A 26,702-nucleotide genomic window follows, 5' to 3' on the forward strand; every position below is an offset into this window, starting at 1 on the left:
TTTATAAGAAAAGAGGGACAAATAGATGTCTCTCTTTTTATTTTGAAATGAGGTGGTCAAAGTGGAAGGGTTGCAAGAAGTAAGAAGTGATGTTCAAGAAATAAAGCAAGAAATTAAGGAAATAAGGTTAGAGGTTAAAAGTTTGGAAATGCGTACAACAGGCAACGAGAAAGATATTGATAATATCAACAAGCAACTAGATAAAATTAGCGCAAATACTACCTGGATTTTACGACTTATTGTCGGTGGAATTGTAGGAGCAGCTCTTACTTTCTTCTTGAAAGGAGGTGGTATGTAATGTTTGAAATTACAGTAATGATTGGCATTGTAGTAGGTCTTTCGCAGATTGGAAAAACAATTGGATTACAAACAAAATATCTTCCGTTATTGAATTTAACGCTTGGCATTGTGCTAGGCGTTTTATTTTTGGGTGGAGATATCAAAACAAATGTATTTCAAGGAATCATCATTGGACTATCAGCAAGTGGATTATTTGACCACACAAAAATTATGAAAAAGGATGTTGATTCTAAATGAAAAAGCTAATGAAACATGTTACCTCATTTCTTATGATTCTAGTACTTGCTGGTTCTTTTGCAACAAGTGCTTTTGCTGATAGAACGCTTATTATTCCTGATTTACCAAAACAACCATACCGTAATGGTGTAGGTGCTTATGAGGGCGTTGTGGCGCATAGCACAGCAACTCCAGAAGCTCCAGCTATTAATATTCAAAAATACGAAACTCGTACGTGGAGAAATGCATTTGTTCACTATGCAGTAGACTGGAATGAAACGATTCAAATTGCTGATACTAAATACATTGCTTATGGCGGAGGACCAGGTGCAAACAAACGATTTGTTCATGTAGAATTATGTGAAACGGCAGACTACGATAAATTCAAACGCAGCTATGATAAATATGTGAAGTTACTGGCTAAAATTCTACGTGATCGTGGATTATCTGTAGAAAAAGGATTATGGACTCACTACGATGTAACGAAATACCTTGGTGGAACAGATCATGAAGATCCACTTGATTATTTAAAGTCTCATGGCGTGTCAGAGGCTCAATTCCGTGCTGATGTACAACGATCATACAATAACTCTAGTGTGGAAGTTTCTGTGCCTGAGAAGCCATCTAAACCAGCAGAAGTACCAACAGCTGTAACAGATGGAATTGCTATTATTGAAGGGTACAACGTGAACTTACGTAAGGGACCGGGTACAAGCTATTCTAAAATTCGCCAATTAAACAAGCCAGAAACTTATATTGTGTGGGGCGAAAAGGATGGCTGGTTAAATCTTGGTGGTGAACAATGGGTTAAGAACGACCCATCTTATGTAAAGTTTAATAAGAAAAGCACTGTGGATTCTTCAATTGTAGGAAAGCGCGTTGTTTCTAAAGTTAATAATCTACGATTCTATGATGCTCCATCTTGGCAGGATAAAGAGGTTGCTGGTTCTGTAGATGTAGGATTAGGATTTACGATTGATGCGAAAATAAATGTAAATGGATCGTCACAATATAAAGTACACAATAGCAAAGGTAAAACATACTATGTAACAGCTAATGAAGCCTATGTGTATGTGAAGTAAAAACAAGAGCCGTCCTTTTGGGCGGCTTTTTTTAGTGTATATTAATTAATTCATCGAATTTAAATTCCGTATTTAGTCCAAATGCATCTGTACAATAAATAGTTTTTAACATTGGCTCTATGTGTTGAACATTTATGTACATGTCATGAATCAAACCATCGCGGTAATAAGAAATTAGAATTTCTTCATGATTTTGCATTGAGTGGATAAGTCCGCGTTCTATTTGTTCCCACATATCTTCACTGACAATTGGTTTAGGAACTTTGTTTAAATCGTTAAGCATTTCGCTAATTCCCATGAACTGTTCTGGAAGCGAAGCAAAAGGTCTCCATTTTACCATGCCACGCCCTTTCAGTTTAGGTGTTCCCCAATTTTCATTTTCCATGATTATCCCTCGATTTCGTGTAGTTTATTTACATTTTACACGAACGAACGTTCTTTTTAAAGTGTGGTTTTATATAGTTATACTTTTTATAATTCTTCAATCCATATATCTTCTAATCGCTACTAAAAGTGTCGGTGATCCCCCCTTTGAAGTAAGTTGGTCATTTTGAAATTTCGTTTCTGAACCAACATCAGATGCTCAATTAAACCGTATGAAAGGCTGGCTTGATTGTAAAGGTTGGTGGTATGAAGTGAAATAAAACAAAAGAATAGTTTTATTAACAAAAATAAGAGCCGTCATTATGACGGCTTTTTTATTGCTCAATTACTGTTGCACTAATTTTAGGTGTACCTGTTTTGTCTTTTTCATCATATGCGCCATAAATTGTTACTGTTGTACCTTTAGCTATTTTTAATCCATTTTTAAGTGTTATTTCATTTTCATTCGATTGTACCCCACTTTGTATGATTTGAATGGTGTACATGCCTTTTCCATCATTTTCGTTTGTTGTTAATATGAAAGATGGTAATGCTGATGATTTAAGTAATAAGTCTACCGTTCCTGTAGCTTTAAGCCTTTTTCCTTTTTCGTATTGATCTCCATTGGCCTTAACAAAACTAACTTCTTCTGCATCTTGCTTTATCTTCTTATTCAATTCATCCTGAGATGTTAAATCTTTTTTAGTTTCTGTTTGAGATTTAACGTTCGTTTTTTCGTTGGATTCATTTTGTTTAGAAGAATCACAAGCTGTCAGACCTAACAATAAGGTACTTCCGATGCAAATACTTATAATTTTTTTATGCATTTTTATTCTCCTCTTCTATATCTTCTATCCAAATTTCTTCCATGTGCAATTTTAATTCCTTTGCAATTTTATAAGCTGTAAGAAAAGTAGGTAGCGTCGTGTTATTAACAAGTGAACTCATTGTAGTTTGACTAATTCCAATAAGTTTTGAAAATTCCTTTTGACGTATTTCTCTTTCAGCAAAAATAACACGAAGTTTACATTTTAATCGCACAATATCACCTCCTTAATTATATACAATTCGCATATAGAAATGTGTCCTCCTTTAATTTAATTAACGAACATTTAGAAAAGTTTAAATGGACAGGCAATATAACTCCTTTTAAGTCATATACCTATATCAAGACCACGAGGAATACCAAGTGGAACTAAGGACATCAAGAGGGGAGATGGTTACATGCGTTGGCAGTATAATCACTTGAACACAACTCCATATTTACATCCTTCAAAAGAATTGAGAGATATGTATAATGAATCCAGATCAAGAGCAGAAACTGAATCTGTTTTAAACCATATGAGAAATCATAAAGTTTTTAATAACAAAGAATACAAAGGGTATTTCAGCTTATCGCAAGTGCTTGAAGAAGATTTGTATGGTGAAGAAGAGGACATTCTTAATTGGAAAATTCTAATGGATTGTTATGATGTTGTCCTTACGAGAAAAGGTATTGCATTTCGTGAAAAGGAAGAGGAGGAATAGTCATGACTCTTGCAGGGGAAGCGGTAATTATTTGGACGGCAACAGGCTTGTCAGTAGTTGCAATGAAGGCAGCAGAAAAAATAGGGAAGAGTGTTCCATATTGGCTTCCACGTATTACCTTGTACACAACGCTCACAGGCTCATTCTTATATCTTCTACGTTATGTTCTAGTTATGTTTCTATGAAGGAATACAATGTGGAAGGTCGGGACAACAGGAAAGGTATAAGGAAATGCTTGTCCCGTTATATTCCAAAAGAGTGCAATGTTATCCTTATGGGATATCTAAGGGGGAAATGTTTATGCTGGAGTTACTAATGGTCCCTACAGCAGCATTAACGTATGCATTAGTAAGTGATAAGTTCAAACGAAAAGATGATGATAAAAAGAAGATTCGAGTCTTTTTTGAGGTGAGCGGAATCGCTATTAAAAGAGAAGATAAGCTACATTACCCCAAATTTCAAAAACGAGTCGATGATGATCGCAGCACAACATATATTTACACATTGCCTGTAGGTATGCCTAGTAAAATTATTCAGAAGGTTGAGGATGTTGTGAGTGAAGGGTTAAATAAACCTGTTCGGATTCATTATGATAACTATAAATTAAGCATTCGAGTATTTCATAAAGACATACCTAATAAGTGGGAATGGTCAAAAACATTAGTTGAACAAGGGAAATGGCTTGTACCTATAGGGCAAAGTTTAGAAGAATTAATTTATCATGACTTTGAAAAAACACCGCACATGACTTTAGGTGGTTTAACACGTATGGGGAAAACCGTATTTTTAAAGAATGTAATGACTTCTCTTATTACAGCACAGTCAGAACATACTTATTTATACATTGTCGATTTAAAAGGCGGTTTAGAATTTGGACCATATCAAAATTTAAAGCAAGTTGAATCTATAGCAGAAAAACCTATTCAAGCATTTCAAGTGTTAAATGCAATCCTTGAAAAGATGGAAGAAAAAATGTGTTATATGAAGGAGAGACATTATACAAACGTAGTAGAAACAAATATAAAAGAACGCTATTTTATCGTAGTTGATGAAGGGGCTGAACTTTGCCCTGATAAAAGTATGAGTAAAGAGCAACAAAAATTATTAGTTGCTTGTCAGAGGATGCTTTCTTATATAGCAAGGATTGGTGGGGCACTTGGTTTCAGATTGATTTTTTGTACACAGTATCCAACAGGTGATACGTTACCACGACAAGTTAAGCAAAATTCAGATGCAAAGCTTGGCTTCAGATTGCCGACACAAACAGCTTCTCAAGTGGTTATAGATGAATGTGGATTGGAATCGATTAAAAGTATACCCGGACGCGCGTTATTTAAAACAGATAGGTTAACAGAGATACAAGTACCTCATATTTCAAATGAAACGATGTGGAATGTACTAAAACAATATGAGGTGGAGAAACATGAATATACAAACACACATCAAATTGAATCGTCAGATGATGATTCTGACCTCGATTAGAAAGTTGAAATTTGCTACACGTAGACATTTAATGTCCATACATGATTTAGGTGGTATAAGAAATGCAAACCGTATCTTAAAGGATTTAAGCTCTTTTGTTAATAGTACAGTGTATAAAAAAGAGTATGTATATTACTTAAATAAAAAAGGGCGTGCGCTATTCGATGATACAGAAAAAATAGTACCAACAATTCGATTAGCACACAGCCTTATGAGAAACGAAGCGTGGCTCTATCTGTTTTGTCCGGATGACTGGCAGATAGAAACACCTATACGTTATAAAATAGATGATAAAAAGAAGACAATTATTCCAGATGTGAAATTCCGAGATGAAGAAGACATATTAAATGCTGTAGAAATAGATCGTACACAGATGATGAATGTAAATAGTGAGAAGATGAAAAGGTATGGGGAATTTACTATATATTATAAAAATAAATACAATGGAAAAGTACCAATCATTCATTTTTTTACATTGACTGAATATAGACAAAAGACATTAGAGCAGTTTGCAGCAAAGAATGACGTGTATGCAAAGGTACATGTTTTGACTGAACTATAAAATAAAGTGCTAACAAGTTTGCAAACGAACTTGCTAACACCTATACGAAATAGACATAAAATATCGCTGATATGTCATTTTAAAAAACAGTAATAATTTAGTACCTATAACGAACCACTATTTATTATAATAGAAATCGTAAAACATATCGTTTTGCAAAAGTAGACGTATTCGGAGGGGAAAACGGTGAAGGGGACTAAAAAAGAGATACATCTAGATGATAAAGTCATTCGTTACACACATATCGAAAAAGGTTCTAATACAATTTGTTTTATGTTCTCAGGTTCAGGCTACAATTATGACAAGCCGTTATTTTATTATGCAACGATGCTTATGCTTGAAAATAAAATAGATGTAGTACATATTCATTATTCCTACGATGGACAATTAATGGAAAAACCAATGGAAGAAATAACGAAAGTAATGATGGATGATATTAATCCTGTCATTATTGAAGTGCTAAAAAGTGGGCAATATAGCAATTCGATGTTTTTAGGAAAATCACTCGGAACAATCCCGATTGCGAATGATTTAATGAAGAGAGAAGAATTTCTACGGTCAAAAATGATGTTGCTTACACCATTACTAACTTTTGATTCTATTTTTGATTCGATCTTACATAGTCATCACGAAGGGCTTTTAGTAATTGGAGATAAAGATCATCAATATAATGCAAATCAAATAAATCAGTTACATAAAACGAATTTACAGATTGAAGTTGTCAAAAACGCTAACCATTCTGTAAATGTTGGAGAATTTGAAACCGAGAATTCGATCGAAGCGATAGCAAAAATAATAGAAAAACTTAAAGAAGTTGTTAGGAAAAACTAACCTATCAATACATGCAAAAAGAGGTGCGAATGGCACCTCTTTTTTATTTAATAAGCCTTCAAAACACGAAGCAAATAATCCTTCCGATTTAGCGGATTAAAGTCAACACGTTTTCGAGTAGGGAAGGGAGCCTTCAGTTTATTGTAACCAGATGGCTTCGTTGTGAAGATACCTTCTCCTTCAGTAAATGAATGGAGCATTCGTTTAAAATCCTCTGTTTTTGCAACAGGTAATGATCCTGTTAACTGGTAAGAATCATTATTTAATATAGGCTCTACAAAAGTTGCTGGTATGGCAGCGAGCTTATACATTGTGGTACTAATTGCGTGCTCTGGTACAGTTAATTCAAATTCGTTTAATGGCTCATATACACATGTTTTGGCTTGTTTTAAAGCATCCATTAATACGAGCGGTGTTAAATTTCTAAAGTCACTCGCTGTTGTAACAGGACTGGCATAGCCGGTATGTGTTAATGTGACGATAATGTCCGTAACTTCCCATCCAAATAAACCTTGTTTTAACGTTCGAAATACTGTATCTTCAATCGCTTTATGAAATGCTAAAGGCAGTGATCCAAGTTCAACACCTAAGTTATACGTTATGCCAGAGTTAAGCGCGCCACGTACAACTTTGAACCCAATTGTTGCGTAAAAAGGATTTTCTTTTTCACCCATTACTTCAACGCTATTCCCTAAGTCAATTGGTTTTTCAATACATACAACTCGCGTGTTTGAAAAGGTAACTTGTAGACGGTATTTTTCATAAAGTGTTGTTTCAATAACTTCTTTTTGCACTTCACCGAAAAGGCGAATGTATAGTTCATTATGAACATTGTCTTTCCAAACCTTAATGAGAGGATCTTCTTCGCATAGCTCCATAAGTGCAGCGTATAAATCATGAATTCGTTCTTTAGGCACTGCTTCAATAGCAGCTTCCATTTGTGGTTCGGCAAAGTGAATATCCTTTATATAATCCGTCCGCTTACCGATAATATCACCAATTTTAATATTCGTAAGTCCCCACACTTTGCAAAACTCTCCGCTTTGAACAGTAGAAGATTGAACGGCATCTCCATTATGAAACATGCACATTTTTTTAATCTTTTCCTTATGTGGTAGAGACTCTCCACGCTGTATATCAACATATTTTCTAACGTGTAAACAACCAGAAAATAGTCTTACGTAAGCAATCTTTTCGCCAGAAGATTCACGTTCAATTTTAAAAACAACACCGGATAATGTTTCATCTTGTGCCGATTTAGTAGCTGGAATTAAGGCTGAAATATTTTTAAGTAATTCAGTTACTCCTATACCTGTCATTGCTGAACCAAAAAAGATAGGAAACACATTTGCTTGCTGTATTTGCTTTTCGAGTTCTTTTCTTAATAGTGCATCCGGTATTATTTCGTTATTTACATATGACTCAAGCAATGATTCGTTAAATGGTGCTAATCGTTCAATACAATCGTCATAAGATTTATATTCAATAATCCGAGCGTCCTTTGTACCTTCGTTTTCTACAGAGTAGAAGGGGGATGCTTCATTTGAAAGAAGCTCTTTTATTTGTTTCACAACTTTTTCAGTATTTGCGCCACTACGGTCTATTTTATTAACAAATAATATAGTAGGTATGTTTAATTTCTGTAATGTCTGCATTAAAATCTTTGTTTGTGCTTGCACACCTTCAACGGCAGAGATAACTAAAATCGCACCGTCTAAAACGCGGAATGATCGCTCCACTTCAGCGATAAAATCAGCGTGTCCAGGTGTATCAATGACATTTACTTTTAAACTGTCAATAAAGAAAGAAACGACCGATGCTTTAATCGTAATTCCGCGTTGTCTTTCTAATTCCATTGAGTCAGTTTGAGTATTACCACTATCTACTCGGCCAACTTCTTTAATCACATTCGTTTCATAAAGAATACGCTCAGTCAAACTCGTCTTGCCAGCGTCTACGTGCGCGACAATCCCTATATTTATTGTTGTCATATATAAATATCCTCATTTCATTTTCCATGTTCATTTCCTCATTTCTATTTGTGTATTGCCGCATTACAATCACTCTCCAGTCATTTGAATTATTACTATTATAATGTAATTTACATTTTTTGTAACGTCATAAAACGTCTTATTTTGGAAAAATATTAATAGACGAATTTCAAAAAAATAAATAGTGAAAACAAAATGCTTGCATTATAAATCGATATAGATTATATTAATTGACATATCAACTATTGATACATCAAATATTTTTGTTTTGCATGTAAAGGAGGGGTAATTTGACAAGTTCATGCTCAAAAGAAGCAATAATTTTATATAAATTACACTTTCTAAATAAAGAAGTAAGTTCGAAGTTTGAAGGGTGTACGGGTATGAGTCAATCTAGACTAGAGCTTATACTTCAGTTATATGAAGTAGATGAAATTAGTCAAAAAGCACTTCAGCAAGAAGTGAATATTGATAATGCCGCGATTACGAGGCATTTAAAACAGCTGGAAGCAAACGGAATGATTACAAGACGTAAAAATCCAGATGATAACAGAATTACGTTAGTTTCTCTTACAGAAGAGGGGCGAAATAAAATTCAAGTGTATCAAGAGGAAAAAGAGCGTTTCGCTACTTCAGCATTTAAAGGATTAAGTGAAGAAGAACGCGACAATCTTTTAACGATGTTAGACCGCATTCAAGAAAATATAAAAGAACTTTAAAAAAGGGAGAATACAACTATGACTAACTCAGTAAAAACAAATGATTTTAACGAAATTTTAACAGGACGTCGTTCAATTCGTAAGTACGATCCTTCAGTAAAAATTAGCAAAGAAGAAATGACAGAAATTCTTACAGAAGCAACACTTGCACCATCTTCAGTAAACATGCAACCATGGAGATTCCTTGTTATTGAAAGTGACGAAGCAAAAGCAACACTGGCTCCACTTGCAAAATTCAATCAATCTCAAGTAGAAACATCTTCAGCGATGATTGCTGTATTTGGTGACTTAAACAACTTTGATAACGCAGAAGAAATTTACGGTACAGCAGTAGAGCGCGGACTTATGCCAGCTGAAGTAAAAGAAGATCAAATGAAAAAACTTTCAGGTTACTTCTCAATGGTTACACCAGAAGTAATGAAAGATACTGTACTAATTGACGGTGGTCTTGTAGCGATGCAATTTATGTTAGCAGCACGTGCTCACGGCTATGATACTTGCCCAATTGGTGGATTTGAAAAAGACCAAATCGCAGAAGCTTTCGGATTAGACAAAGAGCGTCACGTACCAGTTATGTTAATTTCAATCGGAAAAGCTGCTGACAGTGGTTATCCATCAGTACGTCTTCCAATTGAAAAAGTTGCTGAGTGGAAGTAATTTTATAAAAAAACAGAAATAAGTGAGATATGAGAGGGGAAACACCATGATTATTATTCACGCAATATTTCAAGTAGATCCAGCAAAACAACAATCATTTTTAGAAGAAATTCAGCCACTACTTCATGGTTCAAGAGAAGAAAGTGGAAATGTATCTTACGATTTATATAAAGATACTGAAAAAGAAAGTGTTTATACGATGGTAGAAGTATGGAAAGATGAAGCAGCAGTTGCGAGTCATAATACGAGTGAACACTTCACATCTTTCGTTAGTAAAGCATCACAGTTTTTAACTGCTCCGCTTGATATAAAGGTTTATAGCGGTGAACTAGTAAAATAATATGGTTATAGAAGATGACTTTGGCGTATGCTGAGGTCATCTTTTTTATTTACTTATATTTAATTGCATGTTAATGTATACTTAATTTTTTAATATCTCTACCAATGGAAAAAGAATATACAAGCTATATGGAACTCTTTGTAGAGTATTGCTTCTTTAATTGTTCATGAGTATATCTTTGTTTTATTAATATAGAATGAAAAAAGGATACGTTAGAGCTAAACGATTAATGGGTAGCATGTTAATAAAAAATTACATGAGTTTAGTAAAAACTTATAATTTATTTTTAAGGGTGTGAAAATATAATGAAACCGGTATTGAAAAGCATACTTATTTCCTTTGCTTTTTCTGCAGTAGGGATGTGTTGGTTGCTGTTCATGTTATTTAGAGGAGGCGGAGACTGGTTATTGTCTTGGATAGGTGTATTAATGGCATATTTATCTTTATACACTTTAATAGATTTATATTGTAAAAATACATACGAAAAAACATTAAATATAGTGCTTATAAAATCAACAGTTACTACCTTTAGTTTTGGAGTATTAGGAATCATATTTGGTATAATACACGAGCTATTAACACCATGGAGTCTCAGTTTAATGGTTTGGTATTGGTTGCTAACTCTACTTTTATTTTTAACGACCATAATATTATTAGTTATTTTAGTATTTGTAAATCGTAAAGATCAAAATTTCCCCGGGGTATATAGATTACTTATACTTCTAAATTTACTTCTTACGTTAGGACCAGTATTGTGGCCACTATTTCTTACTATTATTGGAAATGGCATGAACGCTAGTGCAGGATGGTAAAAGTGAATGAAATAAAAAGTTGATATAGGGTTTTAAGTATGTAAGAGAACGTGTTCTGATAAATTGAAAACACGTTCTTTTTTATTGTTAATCTTAATATGAACTCCTTAAATTTATAAGATAATTCGATTGGGAAAAAGATATGTTATTGGAACAAACATATATGTACCTTTGAAACGAACACAATTAATGAATCATCTTAAAAATAATAAAGACGAGGTGAAATGAAAATAAGGGCAGTTAAGTGGCTGTCCTTATTTTATATGCCCTTTTTATTTTCATGCATAGCTCTTTCTCAGTTTATCGTATCAAAATTTGAACGTAAGTATTTCGTAAGGAATGGATAAGAAAAAAGAGAGTTTTATCATATAGGATTAAAGTATAACTTGAATTAATCCTATATTAATAGAGGAGAGGGAGTCTTATGAAAAAATGTAATTCAATTAAGTTAGCAAGTTTGGCAGTTTTATTAGCGGGTACTACTCTATTCACACCAGGTTTTACTGTGAAAGCAGAGTCTGTTCAAAATTTATCTAGTCCGTCACAATCACATGATCAAAAGAATCGGAATGGCTGGAAACAAGTAATGCAGGAAACAGTACAGCTTGGAACCCCAGGAATATTAGCGAAGACGTCTAACAATGGAAAGATTAGTAGTTATACTGCTGGCGTCGCGGATTTAAATACAAAGAAAACAATGAAATCGGATTATCGTTTTCGGATTGGGAGTGTGACGAAGACTTTTACCGCTACGACTGTTCTTCAATTAGTAGGAGAAAATCGCGTGCAACTTGACGATCCAATTGAAAAGTGGCTACCGGGTCTCATTCAAGGAAATGGGTATGATGGCAATCAAATTACGATACGTCAACTTTTGAATCATACGAGTGGTATAGCTGAATATTTAAAGTCAAAAGACGCTGACATAATGAATTCGAGAAAAACGTATACAGCAGAAGAAATAGTGAAAATAGGACTTTCTCTACCCCCAGATTTTTCGCCAGGTAAAGGATGGGCGTATTCAAACACAGGATACGTAATATTGGGAATGCTTATTGAAAAAATAAGTGGCAATAGTTATGCAGAAGAAATTGAAAAACGAATTATTGAACCTTTGGATCTGTCAAATACGTTTTTACCAGGGAATTCACCCGTTATTCCAGGAAAGGATCATGCTCGTGGGTATATGAAAATAGACGAAACAAGTGAATTGAAAGACATGACGTATTATAATCCGAGTTTAGCTAATGCAGCTGGAGATATGATTTCAAATGCGGACGATTTAAATACGTTCTTTGCATCTTTACTCGGTGGTAAGTTACTGAAAGAACGCGAGCTAAAAGAAATGCTTACTACAGTTCCTATAGAAGGAAAAGGTCTTGGTGATGGATATGGTCTTGGGATCTATGAGACGAAACTTTCAAACGGTGTTTCAATTTGGGGTCATGGAGGGTCGATTCCTGGATTTACAACTTTTGTTGGCGGAGTAATTGGAGGCAAACATACATTGGCTGTCAGTATTAACTCTTTAGGTGCGATTGATATTCTAACACAGTTTAATAAAATGATGCAAGTTGAATTTAAGAAATAGATGAAAAGAAAGCGAATGGAATCCGGCTTTAGTTGTAAATAAAAGAGATGCTTTTTAATTTTGCAAATAAGGACAGTATTAGCATTCATGGTATGGCAGCAATCAAGTATATGTAGAACATAAATACGGATACAAGTGTAATTCAATCTTATAGTCTAGTATAAAAAAGATGTCAGTTGCATGACATCTTTTTTATTTTGGATCAAAGAGATATATTATAAATTTTGAAAATTGTTATTTTTGTAATCATTCCATATAATAAAGAGTATAGGGGATATACAGGGGAGTTAGGAATGGATAATACTTTAGTTAGTTAATTATTTTTGTTTTAATAAATAAAAGTAAATTGATGTGGAGTGAAATACATTGGGACAAAATCAGTTTAGATGGAGTAACACACAATTACGAGAACATGTTGAAGTAATAGATGGCACAAGAAGCCCGCACATTTTATTCAAGAATGCAACATATTTAAATTCCTATATGCGCGAGTGGGTGCAAGCAAATATTTGGATCTATGATGACCGCATTATATATGTAGGAGAAAAACTACCAGAGCAACTACACGAATGTGAAGTCATTGATTGTGATGGAAAGTATGTAGTTCCTAGTTACATAGAACCGCATGCACATCCATATCAATTATATAATCCTGAAACTTTAGCAAATCATGCGATGCAATTTGGTACAACAACTTTCATTAATGATAATTTAACTTTGTTTTTCACATTACAACGGGAAGTAGCGTTTCGTTTATTAGATGAATTTAAAAAGATTCCAGCAAGTATGTATTGGTGGTGTCGTTTCGATGGACAGACTGAACTACAGAATGGGGAATCTTTATTTAATAGTGAAGAAATAATGGAATGGCTGAAGCATGAAGATGTTCTTCAGGGCGGCGAGTTAACAGCATGGCCGAAACTATTACATGGCGATGATGAAATGTTAAATTGGGTGCAGGAAACAAAGCGGTTACAGAAAAAAGTAGAAGGTCATTTTCCCGGTGCGTCTGAATCAACGTTAGCGAAGTTAAAGTTACTAGGTGCTGATTGCGATCATGAAGCGATGACAGGACAGGAAGCATTAACACGCCTTATGCAAGGTTACACCGTTACTCTTAGAAACTCTTCTATCCGTCCAGATTTAGAAGTTTTACTGAAAGAATTGCTGGAATTAGGTGTCAAGCAATTTGATAGATTCATGTTCACAACAGATGGTTCACATCCGTCATTTTATGAAAACGGAATGACGAATAGGATGATAGAAATCGCGATAAAGCAAGGAATACCAGTAATTGATGCCTATAATATGGCAAGCTATAACATTGCTCGTTATTATAATATGGAGCATTTACACGGCGCGATCGCGACAGGAAGAATTGCAAATATTAATATTTTGGAAAGTAAAGAAAATCCGATTCCAATAAGTGTAATTGCAAAGGGGAAATGGATGAAGCGTGACGGAATAAACAAAAATGCATCATTACATATAGACTGGAGTAAATTCAAAGTAACTCCATTATCATTAGACTGGTCTTTAAAGAAAGAAGATATGATTTTTTCTGAAACAACAGGTATAAAATTATTAAATGATGTTATTTCAAAACCATATGTAACTGAAATCGACTTAAACGGTGAAGAACTTTCTATTGAGCATGATGAATGTTTCCTTATGATGATTGCTCGTGATGGCACTTGGCGAGTGAATACAGTTGTGAAAGGTTTTGCGAATGGATTAGGAGGTCTTGCTAGCTCTTATTCTGGTACAGGTGACATCATTCTTATTGGAAAAAGGAAAGAAGATATGCTTACAGCTTTTCATAGAGTAAAAGAGCTTGGCGGGGGAATGGTAATAGCGGAAAGAAATGAAGTGTTACACGAAATTGCATTACCATTGCTCGGGATTATGTCTAATTTAAAAATGAGTGAATTAATACAGGAAGAAAAACAGATGGTGAAATTGCTACAAGAGCGTGGCTACGCGTATGACGATCCGGCATTTACGATTTTATTCTTTTCTGCGACGCACTTGCCTTTTATACGGGTAACACCTATAGGATTATATGATGTGAAAAGTAGTAAGGTACTTGCTACGCCGATTAAATGTTAAATATAACCCCCCTATAAAAATCAATTTTATAGGGGATTTATTATTTACAGCATAAGAATAGAATCACCTCAAAAACAAATAATATAGTATCTAAATCACTTGAGGTGATACTTAAATATGAAAAAACTATTGTATGTTTTAAGTGTATTTATTTTGTGCGTATCTATACAGCATGTGGTACATTCTCAGTCAAATGCACCAAGGTTATCTTCAGATTGTCTGGAAGAAAGTAAAATTCGTGATGAAAAGTATGTGAAAAACATTATGAATGACATTATATCTACATTTGATTTAAAGATTGATGAAAATAGTTTTTGGGAAATTAGTAAAAGAGACCTAGAGGCTGCGCATTTGATGTATGGCGGAAGGGAAAATGATTCTTATTATAATTCGCTAACTAAAGTTTATGATAGTGGTGGATATAGGGGAGAGCCTAGATTATTTGTGAAGGCGCAAGAAGCATTTTTACTTTATAAAGAAATAGACGATACTAATGTAATGAAACGCCTAAACCTTGAAAAAGGGGAATGGATTGTTACCGAAACGAAAAAGAAGCAAGGGAAAATCGTGGAATACAGACCATTACAATGTGAAAAAGATTATCTGAAAAAGAGAAATGAATACCATAATATAAAATGATGTAACGAAAATCTTGAATGGGAAAGTTTTCGTAAATAAATGTAAATTGGTCGATAGAAATCACTAGTAAGTTCGCCATAAAAAAACGTCATTTTCATCATTAAAAATGACGTTTTTTATATTTTTAAAGCCTTTGCATCGCACTCTCAATCCTATTCACCAAATCAGCTGACACTTTATGAAAATACCCCAAAACTACCTTTTTAATATCCTCAGATATAACTTTCAAATCACTAGCTAAGTTTTCGGCAAGATGTTCTTTTTCTATCGGTTGTAACTTCGCATAAAATTCACCAGCCTGCTTAAAGTCATCTTGTTTAGTTATAGAAGTCCTTTCGAGTTTACCTTCAATGTACCTTCCGTCACCGCTTGTTATTTGGTTAGCTGGTGTCCAATCTTGCTGCTGGTTAACCTGTAATTTACGAAATTCAGCCCCAATTCTTCTTCTTTGAGAATCACTATAAATGTTAGCACGGCCTTGCAGTATTTTATCATCAGATAATTCTGTGCCGTCTAGTAAATTAGAAGGGGAGAAGGCGACTTTTTCTACTTGTTCCATATAATTATCAGGATTTTTATTTAATACCATTTTGCCTACTGGTATTAGGGGATACTCTTTTTCATCCCATACTTTTGTATCGTCTAAAGGATCATAAGAAAGATTTGCTTCATCCTTAGGGTCCATAAGCTGAACATATAGGCCATATTCCACCGGTTTGCCACCCGCAATCGCATCGTATAAATCTTTACCAGCGTAATCAGGATTTTCAGCGGCTAGTCTATTTGCTTCTTCGCGACTAATGTATTGTACACCTTCAAATGGGTACCAATGGTATTTAACGTACTTTCTAATACCTTGAGCATTTCTCCAAACATATGTATTTACGCTATGTCCTGGAATGTGGCGAAGACTTTTTATCGTACCAGCATCAGAGTATAAACGTACAATAAAATGAATCGATTCAGGCGCTCTTGCTACAAAGCCCCAAGACCTATCAGGATCAATTAAATTATTTTTAGGTGAAGGTAAGAATGCTTTAATAAATTCTGGGAAACGCATCGGATCACGAATAGAAAAGACAGGAATGTGATTACATATAAGGTCAAAAATGCCTTCTTCTGTATAAAATTTTGTAGCAAAGCCACTTACATTTCTAGATGTATCAGGTGTTCCTTTTATACCGACAGCTAAAGAAAAGCGAACCATAACAGGAACTTTCTCATTAGAATTTTGTAAAAATATTAGTTTTGTATGCTCAGACATCGGATATATCGTTTGGAAATAACCAAATGCACCAAATCCTTTTACATGAACAGGTCTTTCTAAAATTTTTTCATGAATGAATTCTTGTAACGCCTCGTGCAGTACACTATCTTGCTTTAAAACAGGTCCACGTGAACCAACTGTTTGAGAGTGAAGTTTAGCTGGTTCATTAAGTTCTCGATTTTGGTTAAAGTCTTCTCCTAATAAAGATTGCCTCTGTTTATCATATTTTTCATTCATCGATTTAGCCTCCAAATTTTTTTCGTCGATTGTTACTAAATATGATTCTTTAGCCTTGATTATGTATTACATACAAAGTTCAAATTGGTAACATACCGCAAGATGAAAAAAACGCACATGCAGTGGACCTGTTGAAATAGAAGAAATTATGGAAAAATGAATATCGGGAAGAGAAATAACACGTTTTATTTAAAAGGTGGAAGAAAACCACTATTAAAATTTCAATCTTAAAAATTAATTTGTAAATGAATTTATAGATAATGAACATGAAAAACGGGAAAATAGCCAGGAGGAATTTATTATGTCGGATTGGTTTCAATTAGATAAAGAATATATGATGCCTACGTATTGTCGTACGAAGGTTGCAATAGAAAGAGGAGAAGGGTGCAAGCTTTATGATGTGGATGGTAAAGAGTATGTAGATTTATTTTCTGGTGTCGGAGTGAACGTATTAGGGTATAATCACCCGAAAATCGTGCAAACGACAATGGAACAAGTTACGAAATCTCTGCATCTTCCGTTTCATTTTTTAAACCCAGTTGCGATTGAGTATGCAAAGAAATTAGTTGATTGCTCTTTAAAAAATGGAAAAGTCTTTTTTACAAACTCTGGTACGGAAGCGACAGAAACAACGTTGAAATTAATTGATAAATATAGAGCGAATACGCATGAGGAACGTGAAGGAATCGTAGTGCTGAAGAATAGCTTCCACGGGCGTACGTTAGGGGCACTTCATTTTACGAGACAAGAAAGTGTATATCAAAATTTCCCTAAAACATCGATTCCTGTATATGAAGTAGAGCGCGAGAATATAGAGCAATTAGAAGAAACAATTGTTAAAGAAAATCCAATTGCGATTATGCTAGAGCCTGTATTAGGTAGCGGGGGGATATACCCTTTATCGGGTGAATATTTACATGGTGTTCAAAACTTATGTGATAAATATAATGTCATTCTTATCGTTGATGAAGTTCAAAGTGGTATGGGGAGAACTGGTAAACTATTTGCTTATCAAAATTTCAATATTACACCGGATATTATTCAAATTGGTAAAGGAGCAGGAGGCGGGATACCGCTAGGGGGAATCATTGTAGGTGAAAAGCTATGTGATGTATTTTCACCAGGAGATCATGGTACAACGTTTGCTCATTCTTCAATGGGAACAGCTTTAGGGTTAACGGTTTTAAATACATTGATTGACGATGGTTTAATGCAAGAAGCTTATGAAATGTCACTATATTTAAATGATAAATTGCGAGAAATTCAGAATGAAAATTCTTATTATATTCAGGAAGTACGTCATGCTGGAATGATGTTTGGAATTAGTTTGAATGATACGAATACAAATGTAAAGAAATTACAGGTAGAGCTAATGGAGAAAGGGATGTTAGTTGACGTTACACAAGGGAACATCATCCGTTTACTTCCTCCATATATAATTACAAAAGAAGAGATTGATGCATTTATTTATGAGTTTATCTCCTGTATTCATAGCTTATCAGCTATAGCAAGTGTTTAAAAAGCTTTATGAAAAAGCACCTTATTTTTAATTCAAATAGGAAGAAAATAGGGGTGGAAAAATAAATTTACATATTAAAATAAAAAGCTGAAAAAGGTACTCGTATAGCGCCTTCTTCAGCTTTTTAAAATACTAAATTACTTAACCTAGGGATCATCTCATTGGACAAATAATTAATTATGTGAAACAATAATAACAGATAAGGAGACGTTGCTTTTCCTTAAGTGCTTCGTATTGAATTTATTCTAGTAAGAGAAGGTGTGCTTAAAGAAGTTAAATTAAATAAGGAGCTGTTTTACTATATGCAACAAAATAATGATTTAAATTTTGAACCTCAAGACGTTAATATTGTCAATCCTAAACAAGCGAGGAAAGCAGTTGTTGCTACTGGCATTGGGAATGCAATGGAGTGGTTTGACTTTGGATTATACGCGTATTTAGCGGTAATATTAAGTCAATTATTCTTCTCAGGTGTGGATAATAGTGGTTTGCAACTTGTACTTACATTTGGTACATTTGCAGCGGCCTTTCTCGTTCGACCAATCGGAGGTATTTTCTTTGGTAGAATAGGAGATAAGTATGGCCGAAAGATTGTTTTAAGTACAACTATTATTTTAATGGCACTTTCTACATTATTCATCGCATTACTACCAACCTATGAACAAATTGGTGTATGGGCACCAATACTACTTTTAATTGCTCGAATGATTCAAGGCTTCTCTACAGGCGGCGAATATTCAGGTGCAATGGTTTATATCGCAGAATCTTCTCCAGATAAAAAGCGTGGTATACTCGGTAGTGGTCTTGAAATTGGAACACTCTCAGGTTACATTGCTGCCTCGGTAATTGTTACCATTTTAACGTTATTATTAACAGATGAGCAAATGCTCAGCTGGGGATGGCGTATTCCTTTCTTAATTGCTGCACCAATTGGTTTGGTCGGTTTATATTTACGACGTCATTTAGATGAATCTCCAATCTTTCAAGAGATGGAAAAAGCACAAGAGGAATCTGAAGACAACGAACAATTTTCATTTATGGATATATTAAAATATCACAAAAAAGACTTCTTATTAAGCACAGTAATTGTTGCCTTCTTTAACATTACAAACTATATGATCCTTTCGTATATTCCTTCTTATTTAACACAAGTACTAAAAGTCAAAGAAACAACGGGCTTATTAATTATTTCAATTACGATGGCACTTATGATTCCACTGGCACTTTATTTCGGTAAATTAAGTGATAAAGTAGGTAATAAACGCGTAGTACAAATTGGCTTACTTGGTTTAGCATTATGTTCAATTCCAGCATTTTTATTAATTGGTAACGGACATATTGTAGCCATGTTTGCGGGTATTTTCATTTTAGGTTTCTTCCTTAGTGTATATGAAGGAACATTGCCTTCGTTATTACCAGCACTCTTTTTCACCGATGTACGTTATCGTGCGCTTTCTATCTCCTTTAATATTTCTGTATCTATATTCGGTGGTACAACGCCGCTCGTATGTTCATACTTAGTTCATGCTACTGGTAATCCACTGGCACCAGCATTTTATTTAACTGGTGTAAGTGTAATTGGATTAATTGTGTTTAGTGTACTGTTTGTCACAACATCAGGACGTGCACTAAAAGGTTCTTACCCTACTGTCGAATCGAAAAAAGAAGCACATCAAATTGCTAAAGAGGATCCTGAAGAAACACTTTGGTGGCATGAAGAATCTTTAGAAATTGAAGCAGGAAAAAAAGCATAATTTGTGAAAAGCAACGTGGACTTTTACACAAAAAGACTCCTAGTTTAATAGGAGTCTTTTTGTATACATCATTTTCTCTTCTTCAAACTCTTCTGATACGCATAAAGCTTATAAACCTCTTCCTTAAATTCATGCAGAAGTACAGTGTTTTCACCATTTGAATAACGCACTGCATTATACGCGTCTATAATAATATGACTCTGAATATTTACCTCTTCTTCATCATTAATTCTCTCTAGCCAAGCTTCAACAGTTTCTCCTCGTTCTCGGTTTAAAGGAGGAGGTAGCTTACTCTCGAGTTTGAAAATTTCTTTTCGAATTTCGTTATGTGGTGGTTTATTTCGTTTGAAGCGTTTTTGGCTAATGCCTTCTTTATCAGTAATGATTGTAGATTCAAAGACAGGCATATTTGGTAAACTTAAATGTTTTCGTTTTTTTACTATTTTCCAAACGACGTAAATAGCGATGGCTGTACAGGCTATTATTGTAATGCTATTTATGAGAGTTGGATCAAAAGGACGCTGCCCCAATTCTTCTTTAATTTGAGGATCTTTTAAATTTCCTTTATTCGACCAAAAGTCGTCTGTATCTTTTAATGCAGCTGCCGAGAACAATGGATTTAAAGCATAACCAAATCCTAAGGCAACTACTTGTATGATATAAGAAAAAAGAAGCCGAATATAAGGAAATACCGGAATAAGTAAAGCGCTAATTATTCCAATCGTAATAATAGAAGTGAAACGTAATAGCTGTTGATTACGATTGGAACCTGTTAACCAAAATGTAATCATAATGTGTAAAGTTAATAGTAACAATTTCCACAATGGCGGAAAGGGGGCATAAAATATAGCTGAAACGACAAACCATACAATACCGCCTAACGATTTTTGTACTGGATATCCCGGTCCAACAGAGTGTACGATAAAGAAAAACAGTGGTAATAATATTGTGCCTAAAATAGAGAAAGGTAGAAATAAAGAACAACCGATTATTTGAATAACTAACAGTAGTACAAAACCTGTTGTTTTTTTCTTCATAAATTTATGAATAAGAAATACTCCTACATAACCGGTCACTAAAAATATAGCAATACCAATGAGCTCATCTCTTTCCGTTAATAATGAAAGAAGGAGGAGCAGAATAAAGTCATTAACGTGATAGAGCCAAGTTTTCAAGCTTTTCCACCATCCCTTCATTATTAATGAGGAACGTAGGTTGAGATAGAAGAGGGAGCTCCTTTTTCTGCAAACCAATGTATATCATTGTAGATGAGCGTTCCCTTTTTCTCGTTACATAGTGAAGAAATCCTTGTTTCGGAAGTAGCGTACTATCATCTGAAATACGTGCTAATTCTTCTAACGCTTTGGCGTAATGTGTTTGTCCTTCGTTTAATGGTAAAAGCAAAGGGCCACCTTCTGCTAAAACGCTAATAAATAACTCAAACGGAATTTGATGCTTCGTTGCGAATTGACAAATGTACGTTGTAAATGAAATAAGGTCTTCTACATTTTCTTTCCAACCAAACCCACGATCAGCAGCTAAAGAAAGACAAATCGTCCAACTATAATTTTTTACAGGTTCATATTGCTTCGCTTGTAACGCCTGCATTTTAGCAGATGCTTTCCAATGAATAGAGCGGAAAGATTCACGTTCATATCGTTTAACACCGATAATGGATGTTTCATCATTGTAAAAAGAGAAATTCGTTCGATACGAACCTGTTAATAGTTGCTGAAGTTCTTGTAAACCGGCTACCTCTTTAGGAGAAGGGTACACAATAATTTCAGTCTTTAACTTATCGAAAACAGGTAAATGTACAGTTAAAAGATGAAAAGGATCTTTTAAAACACATTCGAACTGTTCAATTTGAAACACACCACGCTTCGTTGCGGTTAATGTTAAATCCCATTTTTGTGCTGAATGAGCAGGTTGTGAAAATGGGAAAGAAAATAACGTTTTCGATATTTGTTCAATCCCTTGATCCTTATGCGGTATAAGAGATGAATTTAAATGAAAATAACAAACGCCGTTAACGAGTGGTATATTTGCACCATTTTTTAAATGAATATAAAATTGTCCCGATTCATCTGGGAAAAGACGTGTAGTGTGCTTCTCATTTATAATTTGAAACCGTTTCTCTATGTAAGCGACATATTTATAAATGAAAATCGCAAATAAATAGTAGAAGAAAAAGAGAAACATAATAATTCGTTGCGGCAGAAAAAACGTAAAAAGTAAAGCGATGGGCACAGTTAATTGAATAATGTGGATTTGAAAAAATAAAGGTACAGTTACAACGCGCTGTCCATTCATGCTTGTTCAATCTCCACAGGTACGTCAACTTCTTTTAAAATCCTTTGCATTAATTCATTTTTTGTCGTACGTAAAGCTCCTTCCATTGACAAGACGATACGGTGATTCCAAACGGAAGGAACTAAAAATTGTATATCTTCAGGTGTGCAATATTCTCTGCCGCGTAAAAAGGCTAGTGCTTGAACGGCACGTACTAAAGCTAATGTAGCACGTGGGCTTACACCGTTAGCAATGTAATCATGATTTCTTGTAGCGTGAGCAAGCTTAATAACGTAATGTTCTAACGGTTCTGATACGAAAATTTCTTTCACTTGTTTCTGTGCTTCTAAAATGTCTTCTAAAGAAATGACAGATGTGACGCTTTCTAACGGTGCATTGTTACGAAAACGGCGCATCATTTTTAATTCATCTTCAGGAGACGGATAACCAATTGAAATCGTCATTAAAAAACGATCAAGTTGTGCATCTGGAAGAGGGAAAGTTCCTTGTGATTCAATCGGGTTTTGCGTCGCAATAACAAAGAACGGTTTCGGAAGAGGAGTAGACTGCTTTTCAAGCGTTACTTGTCGTTCTTCCATCGCTTCTAACAAACTAGATTGTGTTCTCGGCATCGCGCGGTTAATTTCATCTGCGAGTAGTATATTTGTCATAACTGGTCCAAGTCTTAATTCGAATTCACTAGTTTTTGGATTGAAATATTCAATACCTGTTACATCACTCGGAAGTACATCAGGGGTAAATTGAACGCGAGAAAAATTACCACCAATGCTTTTAGAAATTGTTTTTGCTAGTAATGTTTTTCCAGTACCAGGTACGTCTTCAAGCAGTACATGTCCATCAGCAAGCAGTGAAACGAGGAGTAAATCAATTACATTTTCTTTACCGACAAAAACAGATCCTATGTTTTCTTTTAATTTATTTATCATATGTATCATTCCTTTCAAAATAAAAGTGGATATTTCTATATTTTAACAAATTATTCAGAAAATTGGTATTATTTTTTAATCCGAAGAAATAGATATTTAATTATTAAATTACTATTGCATATTTTGGAATATGATTATACAATATCGATATACGATGTATCGCGAGTCGATATATCATGAAGCGATGTATCGGAGGTAGTTATAATGAATGCGAAAGCGCAAAAATACATTCCATTAACTGAGGCGACATATTACATATTGTTGTCACTTGTAAAGCCAATGCATGGTTATGGAATTATGCAAATGGTAGAAGAGATGACAAATGGGGAAGTAAAACTCGGTCCTGGTACTTTATATGGGAATACTACGAAGTTATTAAAAGAGAAATTGATTGTTGAAGTTGCCTCTACAGACAGAAAGAAGTGCTATGAGTTAACACCATTTGGGAGAGAAGTGTTAGAGCTAGAGTATAACAGGTTACAGAGATCTGTAAGAAATGGAAACAGTATATTAGGGGAGTGAATGGAAGATGGAGACAAAGAAGATATTCAAACCTTTCGCGGTATGGAGCGTAGAAAAAGAAGAAGCTTTTTTACGGAATATGCACCAACAAGGCTGGGCATTACAAAAATATAATATAATGTATACATTTAAGAAAACTAAGCCGAAAGATGTAGTATATAAAGCGGATTTCAGATTGGATTATAAAGATTCAAAAGAAAAACAAAAAGAATATATTGATATATATGAAATGTGTGGGTGGAAACATGTAACGAGTTTTGCAAAATGGAATTATTTTTGTAAAGAGGTAGAAGAGGAAAATGAGTTACCTGACATATATTCAGAGAAGGACACGAAGGTGCAAAAAATGAAGGAGTTATTACAATTTTTTGCATTTATTTCAATAGCTATGTTACCGTTAATGTTTAACACATTTTTAAATTCAACAGAATCAATAGTGCCAATGTGGGCGAAAGTTATGATGGGGCTTGTTAGTTGTATGTATGTTTATTTCTTTATAAGGATCTCTTGGAAAATTAAGAAATTGAAAAGTGAAATATTATAATAAAGAGTGGATTTTAAAAGAAGATGATTTCGTAGATATTATACGGGAATCATCTTCTTTCATTTCTATGTAATTTTATTTTGTTCACTCTTTTTTACATAATAAAAGACTGTATATTTAAGGCATAGAACTAACAGTTATAAAGATAGTACTAGTAATAATACCTAAAAAAATCATAAATGATGAAGAAACGATTAATAATAATGAACTACTGATTAATACTATTTTATTAGAGTTTTGATGTTTAAAGTGGTAATAAAGTAAAAAGCCGCAAACAGTAGAAACAATCCATATAGCTAGACCGTAAGGAGTTGTTATCTTCTTCCAATCGAAAATCCAAAAGTAAAAAATACCTATGTGACAAGTTAATAGTAGAAATGTAGATGGAATCATTAACTTTTTATTTAAAATCATTTATTTCACCTCTCTTATGTAAATATTACCAGAAGAGTATGGAGTTTAAAATATAATATGGAAGTGAATAAGGTTTTCACTTAAAGAAACTACGAGATGAGTAAGAGATATTTCTAAATCAATTTCCATTTGCATGGGAATTTAATTGGAAAAAGAACCATATAAAATTATGAAGGGAGGAGAGTCATAAAATGCAGAGAATGAACAATTATTTTCGTGCTCGTGCGAGTATGGTATACATGATGACTAATAATGAAGTAATGAATCACATTGTTGCTTTTCATATGGATACGAATGGAATGCTCACCTTTGTGGGTTCTTACCGAACTTACGGAAGAGGTACTGGTATAAAGGAAGTTTCTACAGAAACGGCAAACGATGGTATAGATCCTCTAGCATCACAAGGTTCTCTGACTTTGTCCCGTGATGGTCGTTTCCTATTTGCAGTTAACGCAGGCAGTCATAGTATCAGTAGTTTTATCATAGCAGATAACGGGGTGCCGAATTTCGTGGATGTAAAGCCATCAGGAGGTGCTCAGCCCAATAGCATTGGTGTGTATGATAATCTTCTCTATGTCTCCAATGTAGGTAATGCTGCAAACAATTTTGCATCAAATATTACTGGATTTCACATAGATGATAAGGGAAACCTTACACCTATTCCACGATCCACTCATGCTCTCAGTACCTTTAATGCTCAGCCCGCACAAGTTCTCTTCACCCCGGATGGTAGTAAAATTGTTGTCTCCGAGCTTACATCAAACCATCTCAGTGTCTTCCATGTAAATAAAGATGGTACGGTCACAGGACCAATTGTTAATGATTCTTACGGTAAAGGCCCATTGGGTGCTTACTTTCTATCGTCCGGAATTCTCTTAGTTACAGAAGCAGTTTCAAATGCGTTGTCATCTTATTCATTGAGCAATGATGGTACTCTTCATGTAATCAGCGGCTCTGTACAAAACGGATATAAAACTGCCTGTTGGGTTATAACAACGAAGGATGAACGTTTTGCCTACACTACGAACACTTTAAGTGGCACCATCTCCACCTACCAAATCGCCCCCAATGGAGTACTGTCAGTAGTAAGGCATATTACTAGTACACCGCCGGGGACAGCACCGGGTCTTCCGATGGATGTTGGAGTGAGTAAAGATGGACGACATTTTTACACCCTTAATGGAAATCAGGGCACAGTGTCAGTATTTAATATTCAAAGTGATGGTAGTCTAGTAAGGTTGCAGGTTGTTGCTTCATCAAATTTTCCTTACTTTGGGTCGCAAGGCTTAGCTGTTCTTTGATTCTATTGGACCGCTATATTTGTGTGGAAAAGAAAAATATATGACGGTGTATGAATAGTAGACATGTAGATGAATTAGGAACCTTTGATTAAACAGCAATTGTCCACCTTGCTTACGTAAAACGGAAAAACCCCCTATAGAAAATTGATAGGGGGTAGGGAAATGTTTAAGAGAAAGACTGATTTTGCGCAGGTTTTATAAATTGTTCTGGGTTTTCAACAAGCCCACATACAGCACATTGGACGCGGTAAGTAGGTCCTTGATAAGCCATATGAAAAGCGTTCATCGTTTCATTCGTGTATTCTTCTTCTACATGACCAGTTTGTGGATTTAATTTTACTGGTTTTACTTGTTGCTCGAGAATATTAAAGCGAGTTCGGTTCGTTTTACAACTTGGACAAAGCATTGGTTCCATATGTATACACCTCCATTTGTAGCATTTCTTAAGCGGTATGATTTTATGCAAGTAAAAAAACTTTCTCAACATAAATAGGTATTTATTATATTTAAAATTCAGAAAAAATAAAATATAATGAATGTAAGAACTGGTTATGTCCAAACCAAATCTCCTGTTTTATGCCAATAAGCTGGGGGGCCGAGAAATCGGCCTCATTTTTTTGTGCTCATCTCAATAAGGTACAAGGTTTTTAAAAACATTTGTCGAATTTTTAGAGGTGAAGGTTA

The 26,702-nt window shown here is 34.5% G+C and carries 30 protein-coding genes and 1 pseudogene; 21 read left to right on the plus strand and 10 right to left on the minus strand.

Going from position 1 to position 26,702, the window contains the following annotated elements:
• The first annotated feature begins 61 nt into the window (after positions 1-61).
• From DN408_RS10715 to DN408_RS10725, 3 genes are read left to right on the plus strand one after another with little or no spacing between them, the layout of a single operon-like run.
• The gene (locus DN408_RS10715) at positions 62-298 is read left to right on the plus strand and encodes a hemolysin XhlA family protein (protein WP_073516187.1); all 237 of its coding nucleotides are present in this window, start codon (positions 62-64) and stop codon (positions 296-298) included.
• Complete coding sequence (locus DN408_RS10720; protein WP_147740092.1) at positions 298-537, plus strand: holin; 240 nt, start codon at positions 298-300, stop codon at positions 535-537. Before DN408_RS10715 ends, DN408_RS10720 begins: the two co-directional genes overlap by 1 nt.
• Positions 534-1,598 carry an N-acetylmuramoyl-L-alanine amidase gene (locus DN408_RS10725; RefSeq protein ID WP_147740093.1) on the plus strand — a complete coding sequence of 355 codons (1,065 nt, stop codon included), beginning with the start codon at positions 534-536 and terminating at the stop codon, positions 1,596-1,598. Before DN408_RS10720 ends, DN408_RS10725 begins: the two co-directional genes overlap by 4 nt.
• A gap of 31 nt (positions 1,599-1,629) precedes the next feature.
• Here DN408_RS10725 and DN408_RS10730 read toward each other — a convergent pair whose 3' ends face one another.
• On the minus strand, positions 1,630-1,983 hold the full coding sequence (locus DN408_RS10730; RefSeq protein ID WP_147740094.1) for a YolD-like family protein: 354 nt from the start codon (positions 1,981-1,983) through the stop codon (positions 1,630-1,632).
• Positions 1,984-2,155: 172 nt separating this feature from the next.
• On the opposite strand from DN408_RS10730, the pseudogene DN408_RS10735 reads away from it, so the two are divergent.
• Positions 2,156-2,242: pseudogene (locus tag DN408_RS10735) on the plus strand (N-acetylmuramoyl-L-alanine amidase C-terminal domain-containing protein); the annotation flags it as partial.
• 54 nt (positions 2,243-2,296) lie between these two features.
• On the opposite strand, the gene DN408_RS10740 reads toward DN408_RS10735, so the two are convergent.
• Together DN408_RS10740 and DN408_RS10745 are read right to left on the minus strand one after the other, a co-directional pair.
• Positions 2,297-2,788, minus strand: a complete 492-nt coding sequence (locus DN408_RS10740; protein WP_147740095.1) for a hypothetical protein — start codon at positions 2,786-2,788, stop codon at positions 2,297-2,299.
• The gene (locus DN408_RS10745; protein ID WP_147740096.1) at positions 2,781-3,002 is read right to left on the minus strand and encodes a helix-turn-helix transcriptional regulator; all 222 of its coding nucleotides are present in this window, start codon (positions 3,000-3,002) and stop codon (positions 2,781-2,783) included. The genes DN408_RS10740 and DN408_RS10745 overlap by 8 nt, the downstream gene beginning before the upstream one ends.
• Positions 3,003-3,185: 183 nt before the next feature.
• Between DN408_RS10745 and DN408_RS10750 the strand changes: the two genes are divergently transcribed.
• From DN408_RS10750 to DN408_RS10770, 5 genes are all read left to right on the plus strand, one after another.
• The gene (locus tag DN408_RS10750) at positions 3,186-3,488 is read left to right on the plus strand and encodes a hypothetical protein (RefSeq protein WP_147740097.1); all 303 of its coding nucleotides are present in this window, start codon (positions 3,186-3,188) and stop codon (positions 3,486-3,488) included.
• Positions 3,489-3,490: 2 nt separating this feature from the next.
• Positions 3,491-3,673 (plus strand): hypothetical protein, encoded by a 183-nt coding sequence (locus DN408_RS10755; protein WP_147740098.1) that lies wholly within the window; start codon positions 3,491-3,493, stop codon positions 3,671-3,673.
• 115 nt (positions 3,674-3,788) lie between these two features.
• Positions 3,789-4,970, plus strand: coding sequence for an FtsK/SpoIIIE domain-containing protein (locus DN408_RS10760; protein ID WP_147740099.1), 1,182 nt, complete (start codon positions 3,789-3,791; stop codon positions 4,968-4,970).
• Complete coding sequence (locus DN408_RS10765; protein ID WP_147740100.1) at positions 4,912-5,532, plus strand: replication-relaxation family protein; 621 nt, start codon at positions 4,912-4,914, stop codon at positions 5,530-5,532. The genes DN408_RS10760 and DN408_RS10765 overlap by 59 nt, the downstream gene beginning before the upstream one ends.
• 186 nt (positions 5,533-5,718) lie before the next feature.
• Positions 5,719-6,363, plus strand: coding sequence for an alpha/beta hydrolase (locus DN408_RS10770; RefSeq protein ID WP_078178771.1), 645 nt, complete (start codon positions 5,719-5,721; stop codon positions 6,361-6,363).
• Positions 6,364-6,410: 47 nt separating this feature from the next.
• Here DN408_RS10770 and DN408_RS10775 read toward each other — a convergent pair whose 3' ends face one another.
• Complete coding sequence (locus DN408_RS10775; protein ID WP_078178770.1) at positions 6,411-8,354, minus strand: elongation factor G; 1,944 nt, start codon at positions 8,352-8,354, stop codon at positions 6,411-6,413.
• A 290-nt stretch (positions 8,355-8,644) separates the two neighbouring features.
• Here DN408_RS10775 and DN408_RS10785 point away from each other — a divergent pair, with 290 nt between their 5' ends.
• From DN408_RS10785 to DN408_RS10815, 7 genes are all read left to right on the plus strand, one after another.
• Positions 8,645-9,073 carry a MarR family winged helix-turn-helix transcriptional regulator gene (locus tag DN408_RS10785; RefSeq protein WP_000204168.1) on the plus strand — a complete coding sequence of 143 codons (429 nt, stop codon included), beginning with the start codon at positions 8,645-8,647 and terminating at the stop codon, positions 9,071-9,073.
• Between the two features lie 18 nt (positions 9,074-9,091).
• Positions 9,092-9,730, plus strand: a complete 639-nt coding sequence (locus tag DN408_RS10790; protein ID WP_000185377.1) for a nitroreductase family protein — start codon at positions 9,092-9,094, stop codon at positions 9,728-9,730.
• Positions 9,731-9,776: 46 nt separating this feature from the next.
• Complete coding sequence (locus DN408_RS10795) at positions 9,777-10,070, plus strand: putative quinol monooxygenase (RefSeq protein ID WP_000583822.1); 294 nt, start codon at positions 9,777-9,779, stop codon at positions 10,068-10,070.
• A 305-nt stretch (positions 10,071-10,375) separates the two neighbouring features.
• Positions 10,376-10,882 (plus strand): DUF3902 family protein, encoded by a 507-nt coding sequence (locus tag DN408_RS10800; RefSeq protein WP_002127948.1) that lies wholly within the window; start codon positions 10,376-10,378, stop codon positions 10,880-10,882.
• A 424-nt stretch (positions 10,883-11,306) separates the two neighbouring features.
• Complete coding sequence (locus DN408_RS10805; RefSeq protein WP_002127946.1) at positions 11,307-12,473, plus strand: serine hydrolase domain-containing protein; 1,167 nt, start codon at positions 11,307-11,309, stop codon at positions 12,471-12,473.
• A gap of 366 nt (positions 12,474-12,839) precedes the next feature.
• Complete coding sequence (locus tag DN408_RS10810) at positions 12,840-14,582, plus strand: adenine deaminase C-terminal domain-containing protein (protein WP_033730729.1); 1,743 nt, start codon at positions 12,840-12,842, stop codon at positions 14,580-14,582.
• A 117-nt stretch (positions 14,583-14,699) separates the two neighbouring features.
• Entirely contained in the window at positions 14,700-15,221 is a 522-nt protein-coding gene (locus DN408_RS10815) for a hypothetical protein (RefSeq protein ID WP_002137023.1), read from the plus strand.
• A 124-nt stretch (positions 15,222-15,345) separates the two neighbouring features.
• On the opposite strand, the gene DN408_RS10820 is transcribed toward DN408_RS10815, so the two are convergent.
• Entirely contained in the window at positions 15,346-16,725 is a 1,380-nt protein-coding gene (locus DN408_RS10820; protein ID WP_001003618.1) for a catalase, read from the minus strand.
• A gap of 301 nt (positions 16,726-17,026) precedes the next feature.
• Between DN408_RS10820 and DN408_RS10825 the strand changes: the two genes are divergently transcribed.
• Both DN408_RS10825 and DN408_RS10830 read left to right on the plus strand, forming a co-directional pair.
• Positions 17,027-18,244, plus strand: coding sequence for an aspartate aminotransferase family protein (locus tag DN408_RS10825; protein WP_002127942.1), 1,218 nt, complete (start codon positions 17,027-17,029; stop codon positions 18,242-18,244).
• A 302-nt stretch (positions 18,245-18,546) separates the two neighbouring features.
• Positions 18,547-19,998 carry an MFS transporter gene (locus DN408_RS10830; RefSeq protein ID WP_002185536.1) on the plus strand — a complete coding sequence of 484 codons (1,452 nt, stop codon included), beginning with the start codon at positions 18,547-18,549 and terminating at the stop codon, positions 19,996-19,998.
• Positions 19,999-20,066: 68 nt separating this feature from the next.
• Here the strand turns inward: DN408_RS10830 and DN408_RS10835 are convergent, their stop codons facing one another.
• The 3 genes from DN408_RS10835 to DN408_RS10845 are packed head-to-tail and all read right to left on the minus strand — an operon-like array spanning position 20,067 to position 23,237.
• Entirely contained in the window at positions 20,067-21,173 is a 1,107-nt protein-coding gene (locus tag DN408_RS10835) for a DUF4018 domain-containing protein (RefSeq protein ID WP_078179041.1), read from the minus strand.
• Entirely contained in the window at positions 21,148-22,311 is a 1,164-nt protein-coding gene (locus DN408_RS10840; RefSeq protein ID WP_078179040.1) for a DUF58 domain-containing protein, read from the minus strand. Before DN408_RS10840 ends, DN408_RS10835 begins: the two co-directional genes overlap by 26 nt.
• A complete protein-coding gene (locus DN408_RS10845; protein WP_078179039.1) occupies positions 22,308-23,237 on the minus strand; it encodes an AAA family ATPase in 930 nt (309 codons plus the stop codon). Before DN408_RS10845 ends, DN408_RS10840 begins: the two co-directional genes overlap by 4 nt.
• Positions 23,238-23,441: 204 nt before the next feature.
• Here DN408_RS10845 and DN408_RS10855 point away from each other — a divergent pair, with 204 nt between their 5' ends.
• On the plus strand, positions 23,442-23,759 hold the full coding sequence (locus tag DN408_RS10855; RefSeq protein WP_000991891.1) for a PadR family transcriptional regulator: 318 nt from the start codon (positions 23,442-23,444) through the stop codon (positions 23,757-23,759).
• 7 nt (positions 23,760-23,766) lie between these two features.
• On the plus strand, positions 23,767-24,303 hold the full coding sequence (locus DN408_RS10860; RefSeq protein ID WP_033730727.1) for a DUF2812 domain-containing protein: 537 nt from the start codon (positions 23,767-23,769) through the stop codon (positions 24,301-24,303).
• Positions 24,304-24,420: 117 nt separating this feature from the next.
• Here the strand turns inward: DN408_RS10860 and DN408_RS10865 are convergent, their stop codons facing one another.
• On the minus strand, positions 24,421-24,717 hold the full coding sequence (locus tag DN408_RS10865) for a hypothetical protein (RefSeq protein WP_016127184.1): 297 nt from the start codon (positions 24,715-24,717) through the stop codon (positions 24,421-24,423).
• A 191-nt stretch (positions 24,718-24,908) separates the two neighbouring features.
• Between DN408_RS10865 and DN408_RS10870 the strand changes: the two genes are divergently transcribed.
• Positions 24,909-26,018: a lactonase family protein gene (locus DN408_RS10870; protein WP_033730726.1), complete on the plus strand. Its 1,110-nt coding sequence runs from the start codon at positions 24,909-24,911 to the stop codon at positions 26,016-26,018.
• A gap of 166 nt (positions 26,019-26,184) precedes the next feature.
• Here DN408_RS10870 and DN408_RS10875 read toward each other — a convergent pair whose 3' ends face one another.
• Complete coding sequence (locus DN408_RS10875) at positions 26,185-26,433, minus strand: hypothetical protein (protein ID WP_002013535.1); 249 nt, start codon at positions 26,431-26,433, stop codon at positions 26,185-26,187.
• Between the last annotated feature and the right edge of the window lie 269 nt (positions 26,434-26,702).

The sequence above is a fragment of the Bacillus sp. AR13-1 genome (assembly GCF_008042285.1).
GTDB classification, from domain to species: domain Bacteria; phylum Bacillota; class Bacilli; order Bacillales; family Bacillaceae_G; genus Bacillus_A; species Bacillus_A mycoides.